At 52.6% G+C, this 20,338-nt stretch carries 19 protein-coding genes; 8 read left to right on the top strand and 11 right to left on the bottom strand.

Translation table 11 applies throughout. From position 1 onward, the window contains the following. Positions 1-175: 175 nt before the first annotated feature. Positions 176-460, bottom strand: coding sequence for a PepSY domain-containing protein (locus DBZ16_RS14295; protein ID WP_003740886.1), 285 nt, complete (start codon positions 458-460; stop codon positions 176-178). Positions 461-686: 226 nt separating this feature from the next. Between DBZ16_RS14295 and DBZ16_RS14290 the strand changes: the two genes are divergently transcribed. Further along, the gene (locus DBZ16_RS14290) at positions 687-2,429 is read left to right on the top strand and encodes a bifunctional alpha/beta hydrolase/class I SAM-dependent methyltransferase (RefSeq protein ID WP_107814450.1); all 1,743 of its coding nucleotides are present in this window, start codon (positions 687-689) and stop codon (positions 2,427-2,429) included. Positions 2,430-2,621: 192 nt separating this feature from the next. Here the strand turns inward: DBZ16_RS14290 and DBZ16_RS14285 are convergent, their stop codons facing one another. Beyond that, the gene (locus tag DBZ16_RS14285; RefSeq protein WP_049230092.1) at positions 2,622-2,993 is read right to left on the bottom strand and encodes a DUF7606 domain-containing protein; all 372 of its coding nucleotides are present in this window, start codon (positions 2,991-2,993) and stop codon (positions 2,622-2,624) included. A 198-nt stretch (positions 2,994-3,191) separates the two neighbouring features. Here DBZ16_RS14285 and DBZ16_RS14275 point away from each other — a divergent pair, with 198 nt between their 5' ends. The 5 genes from DBZ16_RS14275 to DBZ16_RS14255 are packed head-to-tail and all read left to right on the top strand — an operon-like array spanning position 3,192 to position 7,504. Then, the gene (locus DBZ16_RS14275) at positions 3,192-3,779 is read left to right on the top strand and encodes a hypothetical protein (protein ID WP_107814448.1); all 588 of its coding nucleotides are present in this window, start codon (positions 3,192-3,194) and stop codon (positions 3,777-3,779) included. Between the two features lie 3 nt (positions 3,780-3,782). Continuing rightward, the gene (locus DBZ16_RS14270) at positions 3,783-5,402 is read left to right on the top strand and encodes a dual specificity protein phosphatase family protein (protein ID WP_107814447.1); all 1,620 of its coding nucleotides are present in this window, start codon (positions 3,783-3,785) and stop codon (positions 5,400-5,402) included. A gap of 20 nt (positions 5,403-5,422) precedes the next feature. Beyond that, complete coding sequence (locus DBZ16_RS14265; protein WP_107814446.1) at positions 5,423-5,803, top strand: hypothetical protein; 381 nt, start codon at positions 5,423-5,425, stop codon at positions 5,801-5,803. Positions 5,804-5,807: 4 nt separating this feature from the next. Beyond that, positions 5,808-6,518, top strand: a complete 711-nt coding sequence (locus DBZ16_RS14260; RefSeq protein ID WP_107814445.1) for a lysophospholipid acyltransferase family protein — start codon at positions 5,808-5,810, stop codon at positions 6,516-6,518. Continuing rightward, positions 6,515-7,504 (top strand): phosphatidate cytidylyltransferase, encoded by a 990-nt coding sequence (locus DBZ16_RS14255; protein WP_107814444.1) that lies wholly within the window; start codon positions 6,515-6,517, stop codon positions 7,502-7,504. Before DBZ16_RS14260 ends, DBZ16_RS14255 begins: the two co-directional genes overlap by 4 nt. Positions 7,505-7,704: 200 nt before the next feature. On the opposite strand, the gene tsaD is transcribed toward DBZ16_RS14255, so the two are convergent. The 5 genes from tsaD to rng form a co-directional block, all read right to left on the bottom strand. Next, entirely contained in the window at positions 7,705-8,766 is a 1,062-nt protein-coding gene (gene tsaD, locus DBZ16_RS14250; RefSeq protein ID WP_009312272.1) for a tRNA (adenosine(37)-N6)-threonylcarbamoyltransferase complex transferase subunit TsaD, read from the bottom strand. 143 nt (positions 8,767-8,909) lie between these two features. Next, the gene (locus DBZ16_RS14245; RefSeq protein ID WP_107814443.1) at positions 8,910-11,006 is read right to left on the bottom strand and encodes a TonB-dependent receptor plug domain-containing protein; all 2,097 of its coding nucleotides are present in this window, start codon (positions 11,004-11,006) and stop codon (positions 8,910-8,912) included. A gap of 357 nt (positions 11,007-11,363) precedes the next feature. Next, the gene (locus DBZ16_RS14240; RefSeq protein ID WP_107814442.1) at positions 11,364-12,695 is read right to left on the bottom strand and encodes an ATP-binding protein; all 1,332 of its coding nucleotides are present in this window, start codon (positions 12,693-12,695) and stop codon (positions 11,364-11,366) included. A 74-nt stretch (positions 12,696-12,769) separates the two neighbouring features. Beyond that, the gene (locus DBZ16_RS14235) at positions 12,770-13,441 is read right to left on the bottom strand and encodes a response regulator (protein WP_003741136.1); all 672 of its coding nucleotides are present in this window, start codon (positions 13,439-13,441) and stop codon (positions 12,770-12,772) included. Between the two features lie 256 nt (positions 13,442-13,697). After that, a complete protein-coding gene (gene rng, locus DBZ16_RS14225; RefSeq protein ID WP_107814441.1) occupies positions 13,698-15,191 on the bottom strand; it encodes a ribonuclease G in 1,494 nt (497 codons plus the stop codon). Between the two features lie 492 nt (positions 15,192-15,683). Here rng and grxC point away from each other — a divergent pair, with 492 nt between their 5' ends. Both grxC and secB read left to right on the top strand, forming a co-directional pair. Beyond that, a complete protein-coding gene (gene grxC, locus DBZ16_RS14215; protein ID WP_003741129.1) occupies positions 15,684-15,941 on the top strand; it encodes a glutaredoxin 3 in 258 nt (85 codons plus the stop codon). A 25-nt stretch (positions 15,942-15,966) separates the two neighbouring features. Next, positions 15,967-16,401, top strand: coding sequence for a protein-export chaperone SecB (secB, locus tag DBZ16_RS14210; protein WP_003755109.1), 435 nt, complete (start codon positions 15,967-15,969; stop codon positions 16,399-16,401). Between the two features lie 1,045 nt (positions 16,402-17,446). Here secB and DBZ16_RS14200 read toward each other — a convergent pair. The 4 genes from DBZ16_RS14200 to DBZ16_RS14185 all read right to left on the bottom strand — a co-directional run bounded on the left by DBZ16_RS14200 (position 17,447) and on the right by DBZ16_RS14185 (position 20,074). Next, the gene (locus DBZ16_RS14200; protein ID WP_107814439.1) at positions 17,447-18,316 is read right to left on the bottom strand and encodes a lipid A biosynthesis lauroyl acyltransferase; all 870 of its coding nucleotides are present in this window, start codon (positions 18,314-18,316) and stop codon (positions 17,447-17,449) included. A gap of 177 nt (positions 18,317-18,493) precedes the next feature. After that, positions 18,494-18,964, bottom strand: coding sequence for a YchJ family protein (locus DBZ16_RS14195; protein ID WP_107814438.1), 471 nt, complete (start codon positions 18,962-18,964; stop codon positions 18,494-18,496). Positions 18,965-19,018: 54 nt separating this feature from the next. Continuing rightward, on the bottom strand, positions 19,019-19,519 hold the full coding sequence (locus DBZ16_RS14190) for a GNAT family N-acetyltransferase (RefSeq protein ID WP_107814437.1): 501 nt from the start codon (positions 19,517-19,519) through the stop codon (positions 19,019-19,021). A gap of 18 nt (positions 19,520-19,537) precedes the next feature. Continuing rightward, a complete protein-coding gene (locus tag DBZ16_RS14185; RefSeq protein WP_009312262.1) occupies positions 19,538-20,074 on the bottom strand; it encodes an isochorismatase family protein in 537 nt (178 codons plus the stop codon). Positions 20,075-20,338: the final 264 nt, after the last annotated feature.

Raw genomic sequence — 20,338 nt, 5'->3', positions numbered from 1 at the left:
TTTTTAGTTCCTTAGGTTTGGAGAATTTACACAACGTCATGCATTATTGATAAAAACATTACATTCTTTGGGATAATCATGTATGTAATGATTAAGTCGGCAATCCAATTTCCATTCCTTCAACAAAAACTGCCGCCAAACGGGCAGTTTGCGGCAGTCTTGAACGCATCGTTTCTTAGTAGTCGATACGCTCTTTGATGATTCTCAAGTCGGGGTAAGACAATTTGATGTCGTATTCGCGTCCGCCTTTGTAGGCTTCTACGTCCAATACAGGTCTGCCACGATAGTCGTCGGCATCGATGTCGTGAACGCGATAGCCGCGTTGCTCAAGCATTCTGATGGCTTTGGCACGGTTTTGTTCAAAATTTCTGTCGCTGTAAATTTGGTGTTCGATGTAATCGTTGGCACCTGCGACAGTAGCGGACAAAGCGACGATAGCGGTCAATAATAATTTTTTCATGTTCGACTTCCTTTCGAAATGTGTCGTTGGGGTTTTGATGAGTGTATTAAAACACGGCAAAATTAGCAGTCATTTAGCACTTCGTTAAACGTAGTAAAGGTCGTCTGAAACATTTCAGACGACCTTTTTGCTTTTAATCATTTCATTTGTCCGTTTGTCAGATAACGATTGCATAAATTTAATATGTCATGATACCGTTCGAAAATATGACTATCAGGAGTTTTTCATGTCCGAGCAACAAAATTATTTTTCCACCCAAGACGGCACTTCGCTTTTCTACCGCTACCGCCCAGCTGCCGACGGTTCGACCGATAAGGCCATCGTGCTGTTCCACCGCGGTCATGAACATTCCGGCCGGATGATGTTTGTTGCCAACGAACTTGGTTTTGACGATTTTGCCTATTTCGCATGGGACGCGCGCGGTCATGGCCACAGCCCCGGCGAACGCGGCGACAGCCCCAGTATCGGTACCTCCGTTGCCGATGTGGACGACTTTATCCGCCACATCCAAAGCGAATACGGCATCAAGCCCGAAAACATCTGCGTGATCGCGCAAAGCGTCGGCGCAGTATTGGTGTCCACTTGGCTGCACGACTACGCGCCGAAAATCCGCTGCGCCGTATTGGCATCGCCCGCATTCAAAGTCAAACTCTACGTCCCTTTTGCCCGCACCGGTCTGAAAATCATGCAGAAATGGCGCGGCAATTTCTTTGTCAACAGCTACGTCAAAGCCCATTACCTGACTCATAACAAAGAGCGTCAAACCAGCTATGACAACGATCCGCGGATCGCCCGCGCCATTTCCGTGCGCATTCTGCTCGGTTTGTATGAGGCTGCCGAACGCGTCGTCGCCGATGCGCAGGCAATTACCACGCCCGTGCAGCTTTTGATTTCCGGCAGCGACTGGGTTGTTCACCACAAACCGCAACACGATTTCTACAACCGCTTGGGCAGCCGCATCAAAGAACGCCATATCCTGCCCGGCTTCTATCACGACACTTTGGGCGAACAAAACCGCGAAATCGCCTTCGTCGAAATGCGCCGCTTTATCCGTGAACGTTTCAATCAGCCTTTATATCAAGTCGATTTGACCCAAGCCCATCTGCACGGCGAAAGCCGTCGCGAAGCCGACGAATTGGCAACACCTTTGTCTATTTATTCGCCGCGCGGCGCATTTTGGGCAGTTTACCGCGCTTCCCTCGATCTTGGAGCGCGTTGGAGCGAAGGTTTGAAAATCGGCAAGGAAACCGGCTATGACTCCGGCAGCACGCTCGATTATGTGTACCGCAACCAGCCACAGGGCAGCAACGCCTTTGGTGTGGCGGTGGATAAACACTATCTAAACGCCATCGGCTGGCGCGGCATCCGCCAACGCAAAATCAATATCGGTAAAGCGATTCAGACGGCCTCTGCCAAGCTGCGCGAAGCGGGCAAACCGGTACACGTTCTCGATATTGCCTCGGGGCACGGCCGCTATGTGCTCGACGCGCTGACTGCCGACACGCTGCCTGATTCCGTGCGCCTGCGCGATTACAGCCCGATTAACGTCGAAGCCGGACGCAGGCTGATTGCCGAACGCGGTCTGCAAGACACGGTTACCTTCAACGAAGTCAATGCCTACGACCGTGCCAATTATCAGGATTTGCAACCGCGCCCCACGCTGGGCATCGTTTCCGGTCTGCACGAATTGTTTGCCGACAACGATTTGATTTTGAACTCGCTCTACGGCTTTGGCGATGCGATTGAAACAGGCGGCTACCTGATTTACACCGGACAGCCGTGGCATCCGCAGCTCGAAATGATTGCCCGCGCACTGACCAGCCACAAAGCAGGCAGTCCGAACTGGGTGATGCGCCGCCGCAGCCAGCAGGAAATGGATCAGTTGGTCGAGAAAGCCGGTTTTGAAAAAATCCATCAGTGGATAGACGAAGATGGCATCTTTACCGTCAGCTTGGCTGTGAAGAAATAAAAAGAGAAGTTTACAAATGACCGCCGTTTCGCGCGCAGAGGACAAGTTTTAGATTGTCGCGTGTGTGAAATGGCAGTTGCAGATATGCAACAATTTTTGATTTTGACCGGCAACAGATAAAACGAAAGGTCGTCTGAAAACTCGTTTCGGTTTTCAGACGACCTCAAAGAAGCTTAAATCGTTCGTTTAAAATTAACGGTCGATGTTAACAGGTTCGCAGTTTTTCACGATGAAGCGGTTTTGTGCATCGCTAACGCCTACCACTTCAGAAGTGGTGTGGGTGTTGCGGTCGATGTAACCGGCAGACATAGAGAAGCCGCGTTTGTTGGTGAAGGTAGTGCCAGTGCTGTCAGAGCGACGTTTGTCGGTGCGCAGGCTGATTTGTTTGCCGGCCGCATTTGCAGAAGCGCCTACTGCATTGCCGCGACGGTCAAATTCATAAACGACATTCAGTTTTTTACCGTTGTCACATTTGTAAGTAACGTAGCCTGCAGGAGCGGCAGCGGCAGTCATGGAAACACCGGCGGTCAGAACAGCTACGATAGCGGCAGATAAGAATTTCATCTGGTATTACTCCATAAAGTAAAAAAGAGTGATGTGTGGCGTGGACGATCCGGCGCCATCCTTGCTTTGCTTTGAAAGCTGAACATATTTTATCCGTTCCGAAAAAACATGCAACATGTCGATATGCAAAGCTATACAAAGAAATTTTCGGGAAAAGTTATTACGCTTGTACAAATTTTAATAAGGTGAAGTTTTATAATGAAAAAGTCACTCATATTACTAATTCTTTCCGCATTTTCATCCGCCTGCTATGCCGATGCGGCTGACTGGACGCCGTTGTTGCAATCTCTGAAGAAGGGCTGTGCGTTTGATTCTGAAGCCTTGCCTTATGGGAAGTCCGATATCGGCAGACTGCCTGCCCAATACCGCGCCTCCGTTGCCCGCAGCCACAGCAGACAGACAGCATCAGATGGTGAAGCATTAACCATAGAATTGAAAAATTCTGTTGCTTTGGGACAGCCGTTGTCAGCCTTGGTTATTGAATCTAATGAAGAATACGGCTATGTCAAAATGAAGTTTGCCCGAAATGCCGATATGTCTAAGCTTATTCCCTTATTTACAACACCAACCGATAAACGACACGGTATGTTGGCAGCGGGTAGGGCGCAGAATTTTTGTATCAAAGGCGCAAACGGGACGTTGAAGCAATACCAATCTTCACGGCATCACTGGCGTACCGTTTCGTCTGATGGTCCGTGGCAGGAATTCCGCTATCATCCAAAAGAACACGCTTTATCCTGCCTGAGTTCCGACCATTATGGCGATGAAGTGGAATGCACTAGATAAAACATGAAACCTACGCTGAAAACTTCTCTACTCAAACTCGCTTTGGTCGGCATACTTTTTTATGCCAGCTACACTTTGTCCAACTATTACGCGGCATCGCTGGCTTATGTGCCGGAAATCGCTTTTGCGTGGGAGCGCGGCATTCCGTTTTGGGAATGGACGATTTTGCCTTATTGGTCGCTGAACCTGATGTACGCTGCGGCGTTTTTCCTTTGCCGAAATTCGCGTGAACAAAACCGCTACGTCGCACGGCTGGTATCGGCGCAAATCGTTGCCACTACTTGCTTTATGTTGTTTCCGCTGCATTTCGGCTGGCCGAAGCCGCACACCGACGGCTTGTGGGGCGTCATGTTTGATTCATTGGTCGCGTTTGATTTGCCGTACAACCAATCGCCGTCGCTGCATATCGCGCTGTCGATCATTGTCGGCGCATTTTATTGGACGCGGTTTCCCAAAATCCGCTTGCCGATTTTGTTGTGGCAAAGCCTGATTGCCTTATCGGTGCTGACGACTTACCAACACCACTTTATCGATGTACCGACCGGCGCGCTACTGGGCTGGCTGGTGTTGTGGGCAATACCGCAACACGGCGTATCGCCTTTCAGGAGACGAAGTTTGTCCGTAGCAGAGCCGGACAGCCAAACAGGTCGTCTGAAAACGAGCGAAGCGAGTTTCTGCGAAGCTAAAATGAGCGAAGCAAATTTCGCCAAAACGAGCGAAGTGAGTTTCTGCGAAGATAAAACGAACAACACTGATTTCCGCGAAGCCAAAACTTTCCCCGAGACACGTTCCCGCGAAATCAAAATCGCCATGCTGTATCTGGCGGGCGCGGTATTGTCGGCTCTGCCGTCCTTGTTCGGCGGTGTATGGTTGTGGATGTTGTGGGTCAGCGTGTCCTTATTGATGGTCGCTTTCGCCTATCTGACCGGCAACGCGGCGGTGTTCCAAAAACAGGCAGACGGTAGGCTGTCGGCTGCGGCAACAGTTTTGCTGCTGCCTTATCTGGTGGGCGTGCGGCTGAACATGGCTTATTGGCTGCGTGGCAAGGCGAAGACGGCGCGGGTTCGTGATGATGTGTGGATTGGCAGTATCTCAGGGGTTGCGGAGATTCAGCATTGTGGCGGAGTTTTTGGGAAAAAAACGGCATCTGCTGCGTTAAGAATGCTCGCAAGGTGTTCAACCTTGCTGCGCTTTTTGCCTTGCATCTACCGTTTTTTGCCACAAAAATCCGCTTCACAAGCTAAATCTCCGCAACCCCTGGCAATTTCAGACGACCTTCCCGCCGTATTGGACGTATGCGCCGAATATCCCCGCCCCCGCTATCGCGGCGCATACCGCGTTCTGCCGTTATTGGACATGGTTGCGCCGTCTGAAAACGATTTGATGCAGGCGGCTTCATTGCTGGAAACATTGCGCCGGCAACACGGTAAGGTCCTGACCTGTTGTGCGCTGGGCTACGGACGCAGTGCGGCAGTGGTGCTGACTTGGCTGCTGGTTTACGGCGGCTGTCGGGATTTGGCACAGGCAACGGCGGAACTGAAACAGACCCGCCCGCAGATGGTGCTGCCGCCGGAAACGGCAAAAGCAGTAGAAGCGGCGGCAGGCCGTCTGAAAAATTTCTGAACAGTTCAAAAGGGAAACCCATGAATACAACACCAGCAACCGACAGCCTGATTACCTCCCGCCTGCTTGCCACCGCCCGCTATACCGCCGTGTTCAACGTCTTGCTATTCGCTTTGTCCGCGCAACGCGGCGGCGCGTGGTCGGCGGTGCAGCTTGTCTTGGCGGCAGTGCTGTTGTACTACCACATCCGCATCGAATTCGACCGCCGCGTGTTCCAAGATTTTGCCGACGGCCGCTATACGCCCGAAGCCTTCGACCAAACCCTGCGGCAAACCGGCTTGCGCCGTGTTTCAGACGACCCCTCCCTGCCGGAACGTGTGGCAGGCGCGATTGTCTTGTGGCGCAAAAGCCTTTACCTGACCGCTGCACAATCGGCAGTTTTCTTTATCCAAATCCTCTGATGTCATGAAAAATTTTCTTAAAAAACAACTTGCATGGCTGACCGACCAAGCATTGTGCCTGTCGGTATCCTTCCTTACAGGCATCCGCCCCAAAAGCCCGCGCGAGCTGGCGTTCAATCCGCAGCAGAAAGTGTATTACGCCAATCACGGCAGCCACGGCGATTTTTTGCTGGTGTGGATTTCCCTGCCGCGCCGCTGGCGGCTTTCGACGCGTCCCGTTGCCGGTTCGGATTACTGGCTGACCAACAAACTCAAGCGTTTCATCATCCAAAACGTCTTCAACGCGCTCTTGATTCCGCGCCACAGCGACAATCCGCAGTCGATTACCGAACAGATGAACCACGCGCTCCAAGCGGGCGATTCGCTGATTATCTTTCCCGAAGGCACACGCAATACGGACGAAAACGAAATCCTGCTCCCTTTCAAATCAGGCATTTACCATCTGGCGAAGAGTAAGCCCGACACCGAGTTTGTGCCGATATGGATAGACAACATCAACCGCGTCCTGCCCAAAGGCAAAGTGTTGCCCGTGCCGCTGTTGTGCGAAGTCCACATCGGCGAACCGCTGATCCTGCGCGAAAACGAAGACAAAGAAACCTTCTTGACACGCACCCGCGAAGCCTTGCTGGCGTTGAGGTCGTCTGAAAACGAACGAAGTGAGTTTCGCCAAAACGAGTGCAACGAGTCTCAACAAAACAAAGGAGCTGCATCGTGAGCTTTGTTAACACGTCCAGCCAAATCATTACCGAACAAACCGCCGCACATCTGACCCCGCAGGCAGGCTATATCTTTACCGGAGTATTTGCCATATTGATTTTCGCCAGCGTCATCGGGCAATGGCTGAAACGCAAAAACGGCGCAGACAATGCCACCATCTCCAACCTCAACGCCCGCATCTACGCTTGGTGGTTGATGACGCTGGTGCTGCTGGTCGCATTTTGGTTCGGCAAAACGGGGACAGTGGCGCTGTTTTTCCTGATTTCGTTTGCCGCCTTGCGCGAATTTATGACCCTCGTCTATCGCCGCCGCAGCGATTATTACAGCATGGTGGTGTGTTTCTACCTGCTGCTGCCGGTCCAATATTATTTCGTCTATGACGGCTGGTACGGCATGTTCAGCATTTTCATCCCCGTGTACGGGTTTCTGGTGTTGCCGATTATTGCCAGCCTGAGCGGTCAAACCGCCTATTTCCTCGAACGCGCCGCCAAAACGCAGTGGATGTCGATGATTTGTATCTTCTGCCTTTCACACGTTCCCGCACTGATGTTCCTGAACTTGGACGATTTCGACAGCAGCGGCAATATCCTGCTGCTGATGTTCCTGATTTTCGTGGTGCAGGCTTCGGACGTGCTTCAATATGTTTGGGGCAAGCTGGTCGGCGGTGCCAAAATCATGCCGTCGCTTTCTCCGTCTAAAACCATATCCGGCACGGTCGGCGGCATTTTGTCCGCTACCGTACTTGCCGCGCTGCTGTCGCCGATGACGCCGTTTAGCCACGGACAAGCCGCCGCTATCGGTTTTGTCATCTGCCTGATGGGTTTCTTCGGCGGGCTGGTGATGTCCGCCATCAAACGCGACTACGGCGTCAAAGACTGGGGCAACATGATACGCGGCCACGGCGGTATGCTCGACCGCGTGGATTCCATCTGCTTCGCCGCGCCCGTGTTCTTCCACATTGTCCGGTATTATTGGAACGGTTGATCCTGTCGCTATCTATAGTGGATTAAATTTAAACCAGTACGGCGTTGCCTCGCCTTGCCGTACTATTTGTACTGTCTGCGGCTTCGTCGCCTTGTCCTGATTTAAATTTAATCCACTATATCATCCTGCTCGCAACCAAGCGAAAAGGTCGTCTGAAATCCCATTTTGGTTTTCAGACGACCTTTTTCTTTGCTTAAACACTACTTCACAATATCCGACAGCGGCCAGCGCGGTTTGACGTTGAACGCACCCGCGGGTTGCCGCTCCTGCAGCCTCATTGCGCCGGCGAAGGCAATCATCGCGCCGTTGTCGGTGCAGTATTCCATGGGCGGGAAGCAGACTTTGATTTTTTCTTCCTTAGATTTGGGTTTGCCTTTTTCAGACGGCTTTTTGACGCTCAGGCGGGAAAATTCGTCGCGCAGCTTCCAGTTTGCACCGACGCCGCCCGCGACGACCAAAGTTCTGAAACCGGTATCCAACAAGGCTTTTTTAGCTTTGGCGGCGAGAACGTCAATCACCGCGTCTTGAAACGCGCGGCAGATGTCGTTGCGCGTTTGCTCGGGGATTTCGCCGTCGTTTTCGGCGCGGACTTTTTCGACGGCGGTCAGCACGGCGGTTTTCAAACCGGAGAAGCTCATCTGCAAATCGTGCGAATGGAGCATGGGGCGCGGGAACGAGAAGGCATCGGGGTTGCCCAGCTTCGCCAGTTCGGACAACTTCGCGCCGCCGGGATACGGCAAACCTAAGAGTTTGGCGGTTTTGTCGAACGCCTCGCCTGCCGCGTCATCGACGCTTTCGCCCATCAGCGTGTAATCGCCGATGCCGCGCACCGCCATAAACTGTGTATGTCCGCCCGAAACCAGCAGGGCGACGAACGGAAATTCGGGTTTGTCGTCCGCCAAAAGCGGGGAGAGCAAATGGCCTTCGAGATGGTGGACGGGAATGACGGGTTTGTTCAAGGCAAACGCCAAGGCATTGGCGTAGCCCGCACCCGCCAGAAGCGCGCCGCCCAAACCCGGCCCTTGGGTGTAGGCAACGGCATCGATGTCGTCGTATGAAACGCCCGCTTCCTGCAAACAGCCCTGCGTCAGCGGCACGACGCGGCGGATGTGGTCGCGGCTGGCAAGTTCGGGGACAACGCCGCCGTATTCGGCGTGCATCGCCATTTGGGTGTGAAGATGGTGCGCCAACAGGCCGCGTTCGGTGTCGTAAAGCGCAACGCCCGTTTCATCGCAGGATGATTCGATTCCGAGTACCAACATGGTTTGAGGTCGTCTGAAAATAAGGATGCGGTATTTTAACGGATTTCGGGCAGTGTTCGCAGTCCATTGCTTGTTCTCCATAACGAAAAGGTCGTCTGAAACCCAAAAATCAGGTTTCAGACGACCTTTTGTCAACGTTTCTATCAGAAGCGGTAATTCACGCCCAAGGCGAACTCGCGACCGCGCTCGTAGAAGGGAGTACGACCGTTGCCGTCGGGGAAGCGTTGGCTGTGCGAACGGTATTGCTTGTTGCCGATGTTGTTGACGGCGAAGTTGACGTTCAGGTTGTCTTTTTTCAGCGGCTGCCAGTTGGCGTAGATGTCGTGTACGCCGTAGCCTGATTTCTTGCCGTGTATCGTGCCTTGTCCGCGGGCGACGTCGGTGTATTTCACGCTTTGGGCGTAGCGGCCGCGCCAGCCGATTTCGAGTTTGGGGTTTTCAAACTGATAAGACAGGCCGGTCAGCCATTGGCGGCCGGTGTTCCAGAAGGTGAACGAGCTTTCGTGGTCTTCCGCTTGAATCGGGCTTTCGCCGTAGTACATTTCGCCGTTCAGGCGGGGTTTGACGTAGGATACGCCGGCGCGCGCGGTCAGGCCGCCCCAGCGGTAGGATGCGTCAAGTTCGTAGCCGTAGGTTTTGAGCGTGCCGCCGTTGTAAATCTTGCCGCGTTCGGTGATGGAGGCGGTGTTGTTGTTGATTTTTGCCCAACGGTAGACGATGAGGTCTTTGATGCGTTGGTGGAACACGCTGCCGCTGACGTTGAAGTTGTCGTTGCGCCATTTGAAGCCGAGTTCGGCACGGCGGGCGGTTTCGGCTTTGAGGTTGCTGTCCAAATCGGCGGCGGCACCTGCGCGTTCGTTAGCCAACAGGGCTTCGTTCAGGCGGGGCGCACGGCTTGCCTGATTGAGGTTTGCCAAGAGGGAGAAGTTGTCGTTGATGTCCCAAATCGCGCCGATGCTGGGGTTGAGCTGGCCGTGCGACGCGCTTTGTTTGCTGGCGGCGTTGTATTTGAAATGGTCGTAACGCAGGCCGGTGGTCAGGGTAACGGGGTGCAGGTTCCAGATGCCTTCCGCGTACACGCCGTATTCGGCTTTTTTCTCTTTGTCGCGGTCATACAGGCCGAGAATCTTCAGCCATGCGCCTTTGTCGGACGGCTCGGAAGTTTCGTGGCGGTAGTTGACGCCGTATTTCACCATGTGTCCGTCGCCGAAGGAGCTGGCGAGGTTCAGGTTGGCGCCGGTCGCTTTGATTTTGCTCAACTCAAGCTGACCGATGGGAACGCCGCCTTGAGCCGTGCCGGAAGCTTGGGCTTTCGGGGAAGGCGCGCCTTTAGGCGGCTTGGTGTCGTCGGTGTTGATTTGGAAGACGTTGGCGTCGATTTTGTCGAGGAAGCCGACGTTGCGGCCGCGGTATTCCAGATTGTAGGATTGTTCTTTTTGATAAGTGCCGTCCACGCCGACGTAGCTGTCAACGTTTTGGAACTCGGCTTTGTCGGTGCGGTTGCCTTTTTGGTATTCCTGACGGTAGGTCAGGCGGATGCCGTGGTCGTCGTTGAAGTCGTAGCCGAGTTTGGCGAGGTGGCTGTGCTGTTTCAGACGACTGCCGCGGTTGACATTGCCGTTGCCGTCTTTGTAGTCGCGGTTGTTGAGGAAGTTGCCTGCAAACAGGGCATCGAAGCCGTTTTGATAGCCGTAAACCGCCGCGCTGCCGGTTGAGCCTTTATTGCTGCTCAAGCCCGCGCCGAGTTTGAAACCGAAAGGTTTGCCGTCCGTCAGCAGGTCTTTCGCGTCAACTGTTGTTACGCGGATGGTGCCGCCGACCGCGCCCAAACCCGCGCTCGCCGCGCCCGTGCCTTTTTCGACGTTGATGCTTTTCACCAAAGCGGGATCAAGCTGGAAGCGGCTTTGGTGGTGGAAGATTTTGGTGGATTGGCTGGTGCCGTCCACTTCCAGATTAATCTTATCTTCGCCGACGCCGCGGATGCTGTAAAACTGCGCCACACCGTTGCCACCGCCGACATCCATGCCGATTTGGTCTTTCATGACTTGTTTCAAATCGGTCGAAGTTTCGCGGTCAAGCTGGTTGCGGGTAACGCGGGTCGGTACGGCAGTACCGGTAACGACGACTTCTTTCAGTTCGGCTGTTGCTTCGGGCTTGATATTTTCAGCATGGGCAAAGCCTGAAGACAGCGCCAGCACCATGATGCTGAAACGGAAGGCGGGGGAATGGGGGGATTTCATATTCTTCCTCTCGATGGGTTTTGACGGGTTACGTTAATTTGAGAGTGCGTATTCTAATATTAATTGATAATGATTTGCAAGGAATATCATTTATTAAAAGAATGTTAATCATATTTTGACGGGTGGTATGGGTTGAAGCTCTATGACCGAACCGGATGGAAATCGGATTTTTGAAGGGGGGCGATATTTTTGATGTTTGGTGCGGTGTGCGTGTTTGATGAGGGCGGCTGGTTTGTGGATGTTGGAAACGCGTTTTAGGAAATGTGATGCGGATGATGTGATGAAGGGGAGGAGGCATGAGAAAAGGTCGTCTGAAAACCTTGAAACTCGGTTTTCAGACGACCTTCTTTGTTTTGCTTAGTCTGCCCGGAGAAGCTGTTTGTTGAGTTCCGCCTGTATCAGCAGGCCGTGGGCGAAGTTGCGGCTGTCGGTGAGGATGAGTTTGCCGCCGTAGCGTTTGGCGATGGCGTCGGCGATGGAGAGTCCGAGTCCGGTGCCTTGTTGTTCCGTGCCGAGTATGCGGTAGAAGGCGTCGGTTACGCGGCTGCGTTCGGCGGCGGGGATGCCGGGGCCGTCGTCTTCCACCCAGATGGTGAGGGTGGTCGGGGTCTCGCTGAAACCTATATCGATGCGGCCGCCTGCAGGGGTGTAGCGGATGGCGTTGTCGGTGAAGGTTTTGATGAGGGTGTAGATTTCGGTGTCGTCGGCTCGGATGCGCAGGTCGTTTTCGACGGCGACGCCGATGTCTTGCTGTTTGTTAAGGGCAAGGGGCATGAGTTCTTGCAGCACGCGGCGGAACTGGGCTTGCAGGCTGATGTCGGTCAGGTTGCGTTGGGTCTCGGAGCCTTGGGCGCGGGCGTGGGTCAGGAGCTGCTCGAGCAGGTGGCGGTTGCGCTGTATGCTTTGAAGGATGAGTCCGGTCTGTTCGCGGGCTTCGTCCGATTGGGGCAGCTTGGTGAGCCGTTCTGCCTGAAGGGAGAGGGCGGTTAGTGGGCTGCGCAGTTCGTGGGCGGCATCGGCGATGAAGCGTTGCTGGCGGCGGATGTTTTCGCCTGTTCGTTGCAGCAGTTGGTTGATGGCGGTAACGAAGCCTTGTATTTCGCTGGGCACGCCTTCTCCGTCCAGCGGCGAGAGGTCGTCTGAACGGCGTTGTCCGAGGGAGGCGGAAAGGGTCTTAACGGGACGCATGGCGCGGTAGGTGATCCATACGGTCAGCAGGATCATGAGGGGCAGGGCGATGAGCAGCGGGAGGACGCTTTGGTAGGCAGCGGTGGCTGCGAGGTCGTCGCGGTATTCGGTTTCTTGGAGTACGGCGATTTTGCCTTGCGGAGTTTGGTGGATGTAGGCGCGGTATTCGTCGTCATCATCGTCATCGTCGTCGTCAACGCCGCCTTTGATGGTGTGGAATCCTTCGCCGAGTGTGTTGGACAGGGGAACGGTGTCTTCTTGTCCGAATGTTTGGATGAGGATGTGGTTTTCACTGCCTATTTGTGTGTAGTCGGTGGTTTTAGGGTTGATGTAGGCGGCGGTTTGGCGCAACAGGTCGTCCTGAAGCTCTTCGGCTTCATGGTAGGTTTGGTAATAGGAGAACGCGCCTGCGATGATGGACAAAGGTAGGAACATCAGTATCAGGGCGATGCTGATACGGACTTGCAGGGATTGTTTGAGGGTCTGGATAAAGTGATGCATAGTGTGTTTGGCGAGGCTGTTTTAGGTTTTGTTATTAATTATGGCATGGGCGGGCGGATACGTGGTTTGAGGTTTCAGACGACCTCTTTTGCGACCAGCCAGCCTACGCCGCGTACGTTTTGGATGTGTTCTTTGCCGAGCTTTTTACGCAGGGCGTGGATGAGGAAATCGACGGCATTGCTTTCGACCTCTTCGCCCCAGCCGTAGATTTTGTCTTCAAGGTCGCTGCGGGAAAGGATGATGCCGGGGCGCATCATCAGGGCTTGGAGGACGGCAAATTCTTTGTTGCTCAGGAGGACGGGTTTGTCTTCTCCTTTGACTTCGACTTGGTAGGTGGCGGGGTTGAGGGTAAGTGCGCCGTTGGTCAGCAGGGTTTGGCTGTGCCCGCTGTGGCGGCGCAGGACGGCGCGCATACGGGCTTGCAGCTCCGCCATGTCGAAGGGTTTGACGATGTAGTCGTCGGCGCCGCCGTCCAGTCCGTTGAGGCGGCTGTGGAGGTCGTCGCGGGCGGTTACGATGAGGACGGGGGTTTTGCTGCCTTCGTGTCGGATTTGGGTGAGAACATCCAACCCGTCTTTGCCGGGCAGTCCGAGGTCGAGCAGCAGCAAGTCGTAGTTCTGCGCCTGAAGGGCGGTAGAAACTTGGCTGCCGTTTTTGACCCAATCGACGGCATAGCCACTGTCTTTGAGGTTTGCGGCTACGGCTTGGGCAATCATGTTGTCGTCTTCTGCAAGCAATACGCGCATGGTGTTCTCCTTAATTAATGGGAGGATAGCAGGGGAAAATTAGGAAGGGTTTAGCGGGAGGTCGTCTGAAAGGGGCAGCTGGTTTTCAGACGACCTTTTTGTTGTTTTTCCGTACTTTATTGGGTTCCTTGGGCGTGGGTTCTGCTTGGTATGTTGGAAATTGTTTATCTAAAGGAATACTGCGCTTGAATCGTCTGCCAATCTTGCCAAAAGGTCGTCTGAAAACCCGATTCTGTTTTCAGACGACCTTTTGTCTTTACAGCAACACAATATCGTACTGTTCCTGCGTGTAAGCGGTTTCGACTGCCAGCGAAATCGGTTTGCCGATAAAGTCTATCAGCATCGCCAGCGATTGCGATTCTTCGTCGAGAAAGAGGTCGATGACGTTGGGCGCGGCGAGGATGCGGAAGGACTGCACGTCGTAACGGCGGGCTTCGCGGACGATTTCGCGCTGGATTTCGTAGCAGATGGTTTGCGGCGTTTTCAGACGACCCCTGCCTTGGCAGGACGGGCAGGGTTCGCAGAGGATTTGGCTGAGATTTTCGCGCGAACGTTTGCGCGTCAGCTCGACCAAACCTAAGCTGGTGAAGCCGTTGAGGGTAACGCGGGTGCGGTCGAAGGCAAGGGCTTTGGCAAGCTCTTGCAACACGGCTTCGCGGTGCGCTTCCTGCGCCATGTCGATAAAGTCGATGATGATGATGCCGCCGAGGTTGCGCAGCCTTAATTCGCGGGCAATGGTGTGGCAGGCTTCAAGGTTGGTGCGGAAGATGGTTTCGTCGAAGTTGCGCGCGCCGACGAAGCCGCCAGTGTTTACGTCTATCGTGGTCATGGCTTCGGTGGACTCGATAATCAGGTAGCTGCCGAAGTTGAGGTTGACGCGCGGTTGCAGGGCGCGGCTGATTTCCTGTTCGACGTTGTGGGTTTCAAACAGCGGGCGTTCGCCTTTGAACAACTCTATCCTGCCCAATGCGCCGTGGACGTATTGCTCGGCAAAACGGGTCATGCGGCGGTGGTTTTCGGTTGAATCGACCAGGATTTTTTGCGTGTCGAGGCTGAACATATCGCGCAACACGCGCAGGCTTAGCGGCAAATCCTGATAAAGCAGGGTTTCCGGCGGCTGGATTTTCGCTTGTTCTTGAATGTGTTCCCACACTTTGGTCAGGTAGTGGATGTCGGATTGAAGCTGCTCGTCGGTGGCGTTTTCGGCGTTGGTGCGGATAATGTAGCCGTGGCACGCGTCTTCGGGCAATAGATTAGTCAGGCGCTCGCGCAGGCTGTGGCGTTCGGCATCGTCTTCGATGCGCTGGGAAATACCGATGTGGTCTTCCTGCGGAAGGTGGACGAGGAAACGCCCGGCCAGCGAAATTTGAGTGGAAAGGCGCGCGCCTTTGGTGTTGATCGGGTCTTTGATAACCTGCACCAAAACCGACTGTCCTTCAAACAGCATGTGTTCGATGCGTTGGGTTTCTTCGGGGTTGCGGCGTTGTTCGAGGACATCGACGATATGTAGAAACGCGGCGCGTTCCAAACCGATGTCGATGAACGCGCTCTGCATTCCCGGCAATACGCGGCGCACCACGCCCAGATAAATATTGCCGACCAGACTATGGCCGCTGTTGCGCTCTATATGCAGCTCGCAGATATTGTTTTCTTCCAACACCGCCACGCGCGTTTCCTGCGGCGTAATGTTGACGAGCACGGTTTCGGGCGGACGGATAGCGTCCTTCGGGATAGGGATTCCTGAAAGCATGGTTTTAGTTCCTGATTTTTAATAAGAAATATAGTAGATTAAATTTGAACCAGCCCGGTTTTGCTTTGCCCAAACCTGAAAAATGATCGGCTGATTGTGTTGCTGTTCTGACTCAAATTTAATCTACCATCCGCTTGCCGTCGGTTTTGTGGAAAATATAGTGGATTAACTTTAAACCAGTACGGCGTTGCCTCGCCTTAGCTCAAAGAGAACGATTCTCTAAGGTGCTGAAGCACCAAGTGAATCGGTTCCGTACTATCTGTACTGTCTGCGGCTTCGTCGCCTTGTCCTGATTTTTGTTAATCCACTATAAATGGCAAAAGCGGTTCGGATTGCCGTTTATCATACTTTAAAAACGGCGTTTTGGCACATGTGCGGCAGGCAGCCCTCACGCCCTAAAAACAAAGATTCAGGCAAAATAGCCGATTTCAAGTATTGTAAAATAAACCATATGCCCATATAGTGAACCCCGTTAGAACTCTGAAAACAATCATGCAAACCGTTACGATGTACACAGGCGCGTTCTGCCCCTACTGCACGATGGCTAAAAAGCTGCTGCATTCGCTGGGCGTCGCCGAAATCAACGAAATCCGCGTCGACCGCAGCCCCGAAGCCTTTGCCGAAATGCAGCAGCTTTCAGGGCAACGCAGCATACCCCAAATTTTCATCGGCGATACCCACGTCGGCGGTTTCACCGATTTGTACGGCCTGCACCGCGAAGGCAGGCTGGATTCTTTATTAAACCCGTAACTTTAAACCCAACTAGGAAAACAAAATGAGCGAAGAATTGCAACCCGTATTCAGCATTGAGCGTCTGTTCGTCAAAGACCTGTCTTTGGAAGTGCCCAACGCCCCCCAAATCTTCTTGGAACAAGGCGAGCCTGAAGTCGATATGCGCGTTTCCACCAACAGCGAGAAGCTGGAAGACGGCTACTACAACGTTGACGTAACCGTTACCGTAACCGCCAAACTCAACGCCGAACGCACTATGTTCCTCAACGAAGTGACCCAAAGCGGCATCTTCCGTCTGGAAAACATCCCTGAAGAAGACGTTCAACTGCTCTTAGGTGTAGCCTGCCCGAACATCCTCTTCCCGTACGCACGCGAAGCCATTTCCACCAGCGTAACCCGCGCCGGCTTCCCGCCCGTACTGCTCGCTCCGATCAACTTCGAAGCCATGTACCAGCAACAACAAGAAGGCAACGCATAATCCGCGTTCCCTGTTTGTCAAAAGGTCGTCTGAAAAATGTTTCAGACGACCTTTTTTATATGGCGAATGCTAATAACACGATGCTTTGTTTGCACGATATAGTGGATTAACTTTAAACCAGTATGGCGTTGCCTCGCCTTAGCTCAAAGAGAACGATTCTCTAAGGTGCTGAAGCACCAAGTGAATCGGTTCCGTACTATCTGTACTGTCTGCGGCTTCGTCGCCTTGTCCTGATTTAAAGTTAATCCACTATATTTGCGTTTGAGGCGGAGCGGGGTAGTTGACGGTTATTTTCTGTTTTGTTTACCGTAAGCCCTTGCTGGTGTAATGAAGCGGATGAACAAAAAAAGGAGGCAATCCCCCACAGGATTGCCCCAATACCTCAAATCAGAGATTTACGCTTCACAAACAATACAGGCTTTCGCCTGCGGCTTTACCTGCACGGCTCAACTCCGTGCAGGTAAACTTTTGTTCCGAGGGAGTGAGTCTCGAAACATCCACTTGCAAGCTGGAAGCTTGCAGTAGGAAACCGGAGTATCAAATCTTGCCGGTACGGCTGTAATTTGATGTAACGAAATTTACGCGAAAATTTTGGGTTTGCCAAGAGGTTTATATTATTTTTTTATGTAAAATATATATTTATAATATTTCAATATTTATTTAAATTTTAAAATATAATTCTGATTGGTTAAATTTTTAATGAATATAAAATAAATATTTTCGCAAATTTAAAATTATATTCTTTATGGATTGGTCTGTATAATTAATTCTTTTAAAATGTTATTTTATAACACTTTGATTTTAAATAAAATTAAATTTAATATGTTAATCAAAATTTTGCATCATATTTATGTTTTACGGGAAATGGCGCGGTTTTTTCCTATGTTGAACGTCTGATAAACCTGAATATCCAGTTTAACCAAAGAGTTAATGTGAAAAATTCTCAATTAAAAATTTGTTACTATCGTTGCTAATTTTCGATTTAATAGAAATAATAAAAGCCCGTATATGACGGGCTTTGTTTTTTGATGTAACTGTATGTAATTCAATAAAATCCCTGTTCGCCTTCGGGACGGGTTTTGAAGCGTTTGTGCAGCCAGAAATACTGTTCGAGATTTTCCCTTGCCCGTGCTTCGATAAAGTCGTTCATGCGCTGGGTGTCGGCTACAATGTCGTCTGAAGGGAAGTTTTCCCATGCAGGATAAAAGCGCAGCGTAACGGTGTTGTCGGCATTGCGCGTGGGAATGGCGGGGATGACTTTGGCTTTCGTCATGCCGGCGATGCGGCTTAGGCCTGTAATCGTGGCGGTGGGGATGCCGAAGAAGTTGACGAAGATGGAGTCGTTGCGGCCGAAATCCTGGTCGGGCAGGTAAAGGAAGGGGGCGTCGCTTTTGCGCAGTTGCTTGATAATCGCGCGCAGGCCTTCGGTGCGGCCGATGAGGAAAACGTTGTTGTAGCGGTGGCGGCCTTTGAGGATTTGTTCGTCCAACGCTTTGTTTTTTTGGTGCGAATACATGCTGGTCAGCGGCACGTCCTGATTGAGGGTGTAAACCGCCATTTCAAATGCGGTGAAGTGCGGATAAAGCAGGATGACTTTTTCGCCCGCCGCGAGCGCGTTATCGAGATGGTGTTTGTCTTGATAATGCACGAGTTTGCGCAGCCTGTCGGCAGGCGCGTACCAATACAGGCCGTATTCGAGCATCAGCTTCGCCATGTGCTGAAAATGGCGTTTGAGCACGGCTTTTCGTTGGTCTTCGCTCCATTCGGGAAAGCATTTTTTGAGGTTGGTCTCGCCGACTTTGCGGCGCGGTTTGACGGCGTAATAGGCGAGGATGCCCACTGCGTCGGCGATTTTGTGTATAACTTTGAAGGGCAGAAGCTGGATGAGGTAGAGGAGGAAAAAGGCGGCTTTCATGTCGTCTGTCGCGGGATGGTGCGGGAAAAAGGGAATTATAACGGAAAGGTCTGTTTTTCAGGCGGATTGAGACGGTGAAAGAGAAAAGGTTTGGCGGCGTTTTAGAAACTGGTGTGTTCAGGAGACACGGCCTGTCCGCAAGCATGGTTTTAAATTTGCCTGCGGATGGTTGGTTTGTTATTTGAAGAAACGGCCGCAGCAGGCTTTGAATTTTTTGTGCGAACCGCAGATGCAGTCGTGTTTCATGCCGGGCAAGAGCGTGGTCGGGTCGATGAAATACCAGCGGTTGTCGATTTTGACAAAGGCGGATAGTTCGTGATGGCACGCGGTTTCCTGACCGTCTTGAAAATAGGCTTTGAATTCGACTTGGGCATGTTGTTTGCCGACAGTGGCGTGTTGCATGACTTCCAAACCCTGCCAATGGGTCGTCTGACTCCATGCCAGCATATCGGCTTGATCGAGCTGGTGTTGCTGGGAAGGGACAGTCGTTTCAACAATATAGGTGATATTGTGCAAAACATAAGCGCTGTATCTGGAACGCATCAGCTGTTCGGCGGTTTGCGGCAGGCTTTCGTGGCGGTGGAACGGTGCGCAACAGTCGTTGTAGGCTTGCCCTGAAGAGCAGGGGCAGGTTTGGGGAGCGGTCATTTTGGTTTGGGTTGAGTAGTATTGGGGAAAAGTTGCGGTTTGGCTGTCGGGGATTCAATCGACCAATTTTTTGCCTAAGATGACAACATCGGCTTGTTGTTCTCCTAAGTCGCATACGGCGGGCAATCGCCCCCATTCCGTAAAGCCGAACTGGTGAAACAGGTGCAGGCTGGGGTAGTTGTGTCCGAAGATGACTGCCAATATGTTTTTAATGCCCAAGGACGGTGCGCGCTCGAGCACATTTTGCAGCAGGATTTTGCCCACGCCGATACCGCGCGCGTCATGGCGGACATAGAGGCTGATTTCTGCGCTGATGTGAAAGGCATGGCGCGGGTAGTAGTCGCTGAGGCTGCACCACGCCAAAACCGTGCCTTCGTGATTTTTCAATACATACAGAGGCCGCTTGCCGCCGTGTGCGTTGAACCAAGATTCGCGTTCGGCAACGCTGACGGGCGTCAGGTCGGCGGTGGATTGGCGGGCGGCTATGGTACTGTTGTAAATCTCGATAATGTCGGGCAAGTCGGTTTTGGCTGCTTCGGTGATGGTGTATTGCATTCAGACGACCTTAACAGGCTATTGAATCAGTTTGGAAACGGTTTTGAAGGCAGGGTGGCGGGCATCGCCCAACAATTGGAACAAAATGCTTTCCACATTGGAAACGGTAGCGCGGGCTTCGCGCATTTGCGCCAGTCCGTTTTCTTTGTTGGCAGGGGAACGGGATGTCGTGCATTCAAAGGGGACGTAAACATTGAAACCTTCCAAGCGCAAATCCAATACGGTTTGCAGCATGCAGATATGGGTTTCTGCGCCGATTAAGATGATGTTTTGGACGGCTGCCTGCGTCAAAATCGCGTGTGTTTCGGGGGAGAGGGCGGAGAAACGGGTTTTTTCGATGAAGGGCGTGGTTTCGGGCAGCAGCAGCGAGACGGCGGGAACCGTTTTGCCCAAGCCTTTCGGATATTGCTCGGTCACGGCAAACGGGACGCCTAAGGCGTGAAGCCCCTGTATCAGGATACGGCTGTGGTGCAGCATATTGTCTTTGTCGTGCAGGGCGGGGAGGAGGCGTTCTTGGATGTCGATAATCAGACACAGGGTGTTTTCGGGATTCATAAATATTCCTTTCGCGCCAAGTGGAGGGTGTGTTCCATTATAGCGAAAGCCGGTGTGTCTGTAATGGCTGCGGTTTTGATGGGCGCGTTTTCATTTGGCGCAGGATGGTAAAGCCGCAGATGGCGAGGTGCGGCTTCGGTTTGAAGCGCATCTGCCGTTAAAAACGTATACGGTCAGCATGGGAAGTTTGAATCTGATTTGACATTTTTCAGACGACCCTTTGCATGAATTTTCTTTCTTCGTTCAAACCCAAACGCTTAGGAC

The organism is Neisseria sicca, from assembly GCF_003044565.1.
GTDB lineage: Bacteria > Pseudomonadota > Gammaproteobacteria > Burkholderiales > Neisseriaceae > Neisseria > Neisseria sicca_A.
The sequence above is the reverse complement of the archived record's forward strand: the minus strand, read 5'-3'. Positions and strand labels throughout refer to the sequence as shown.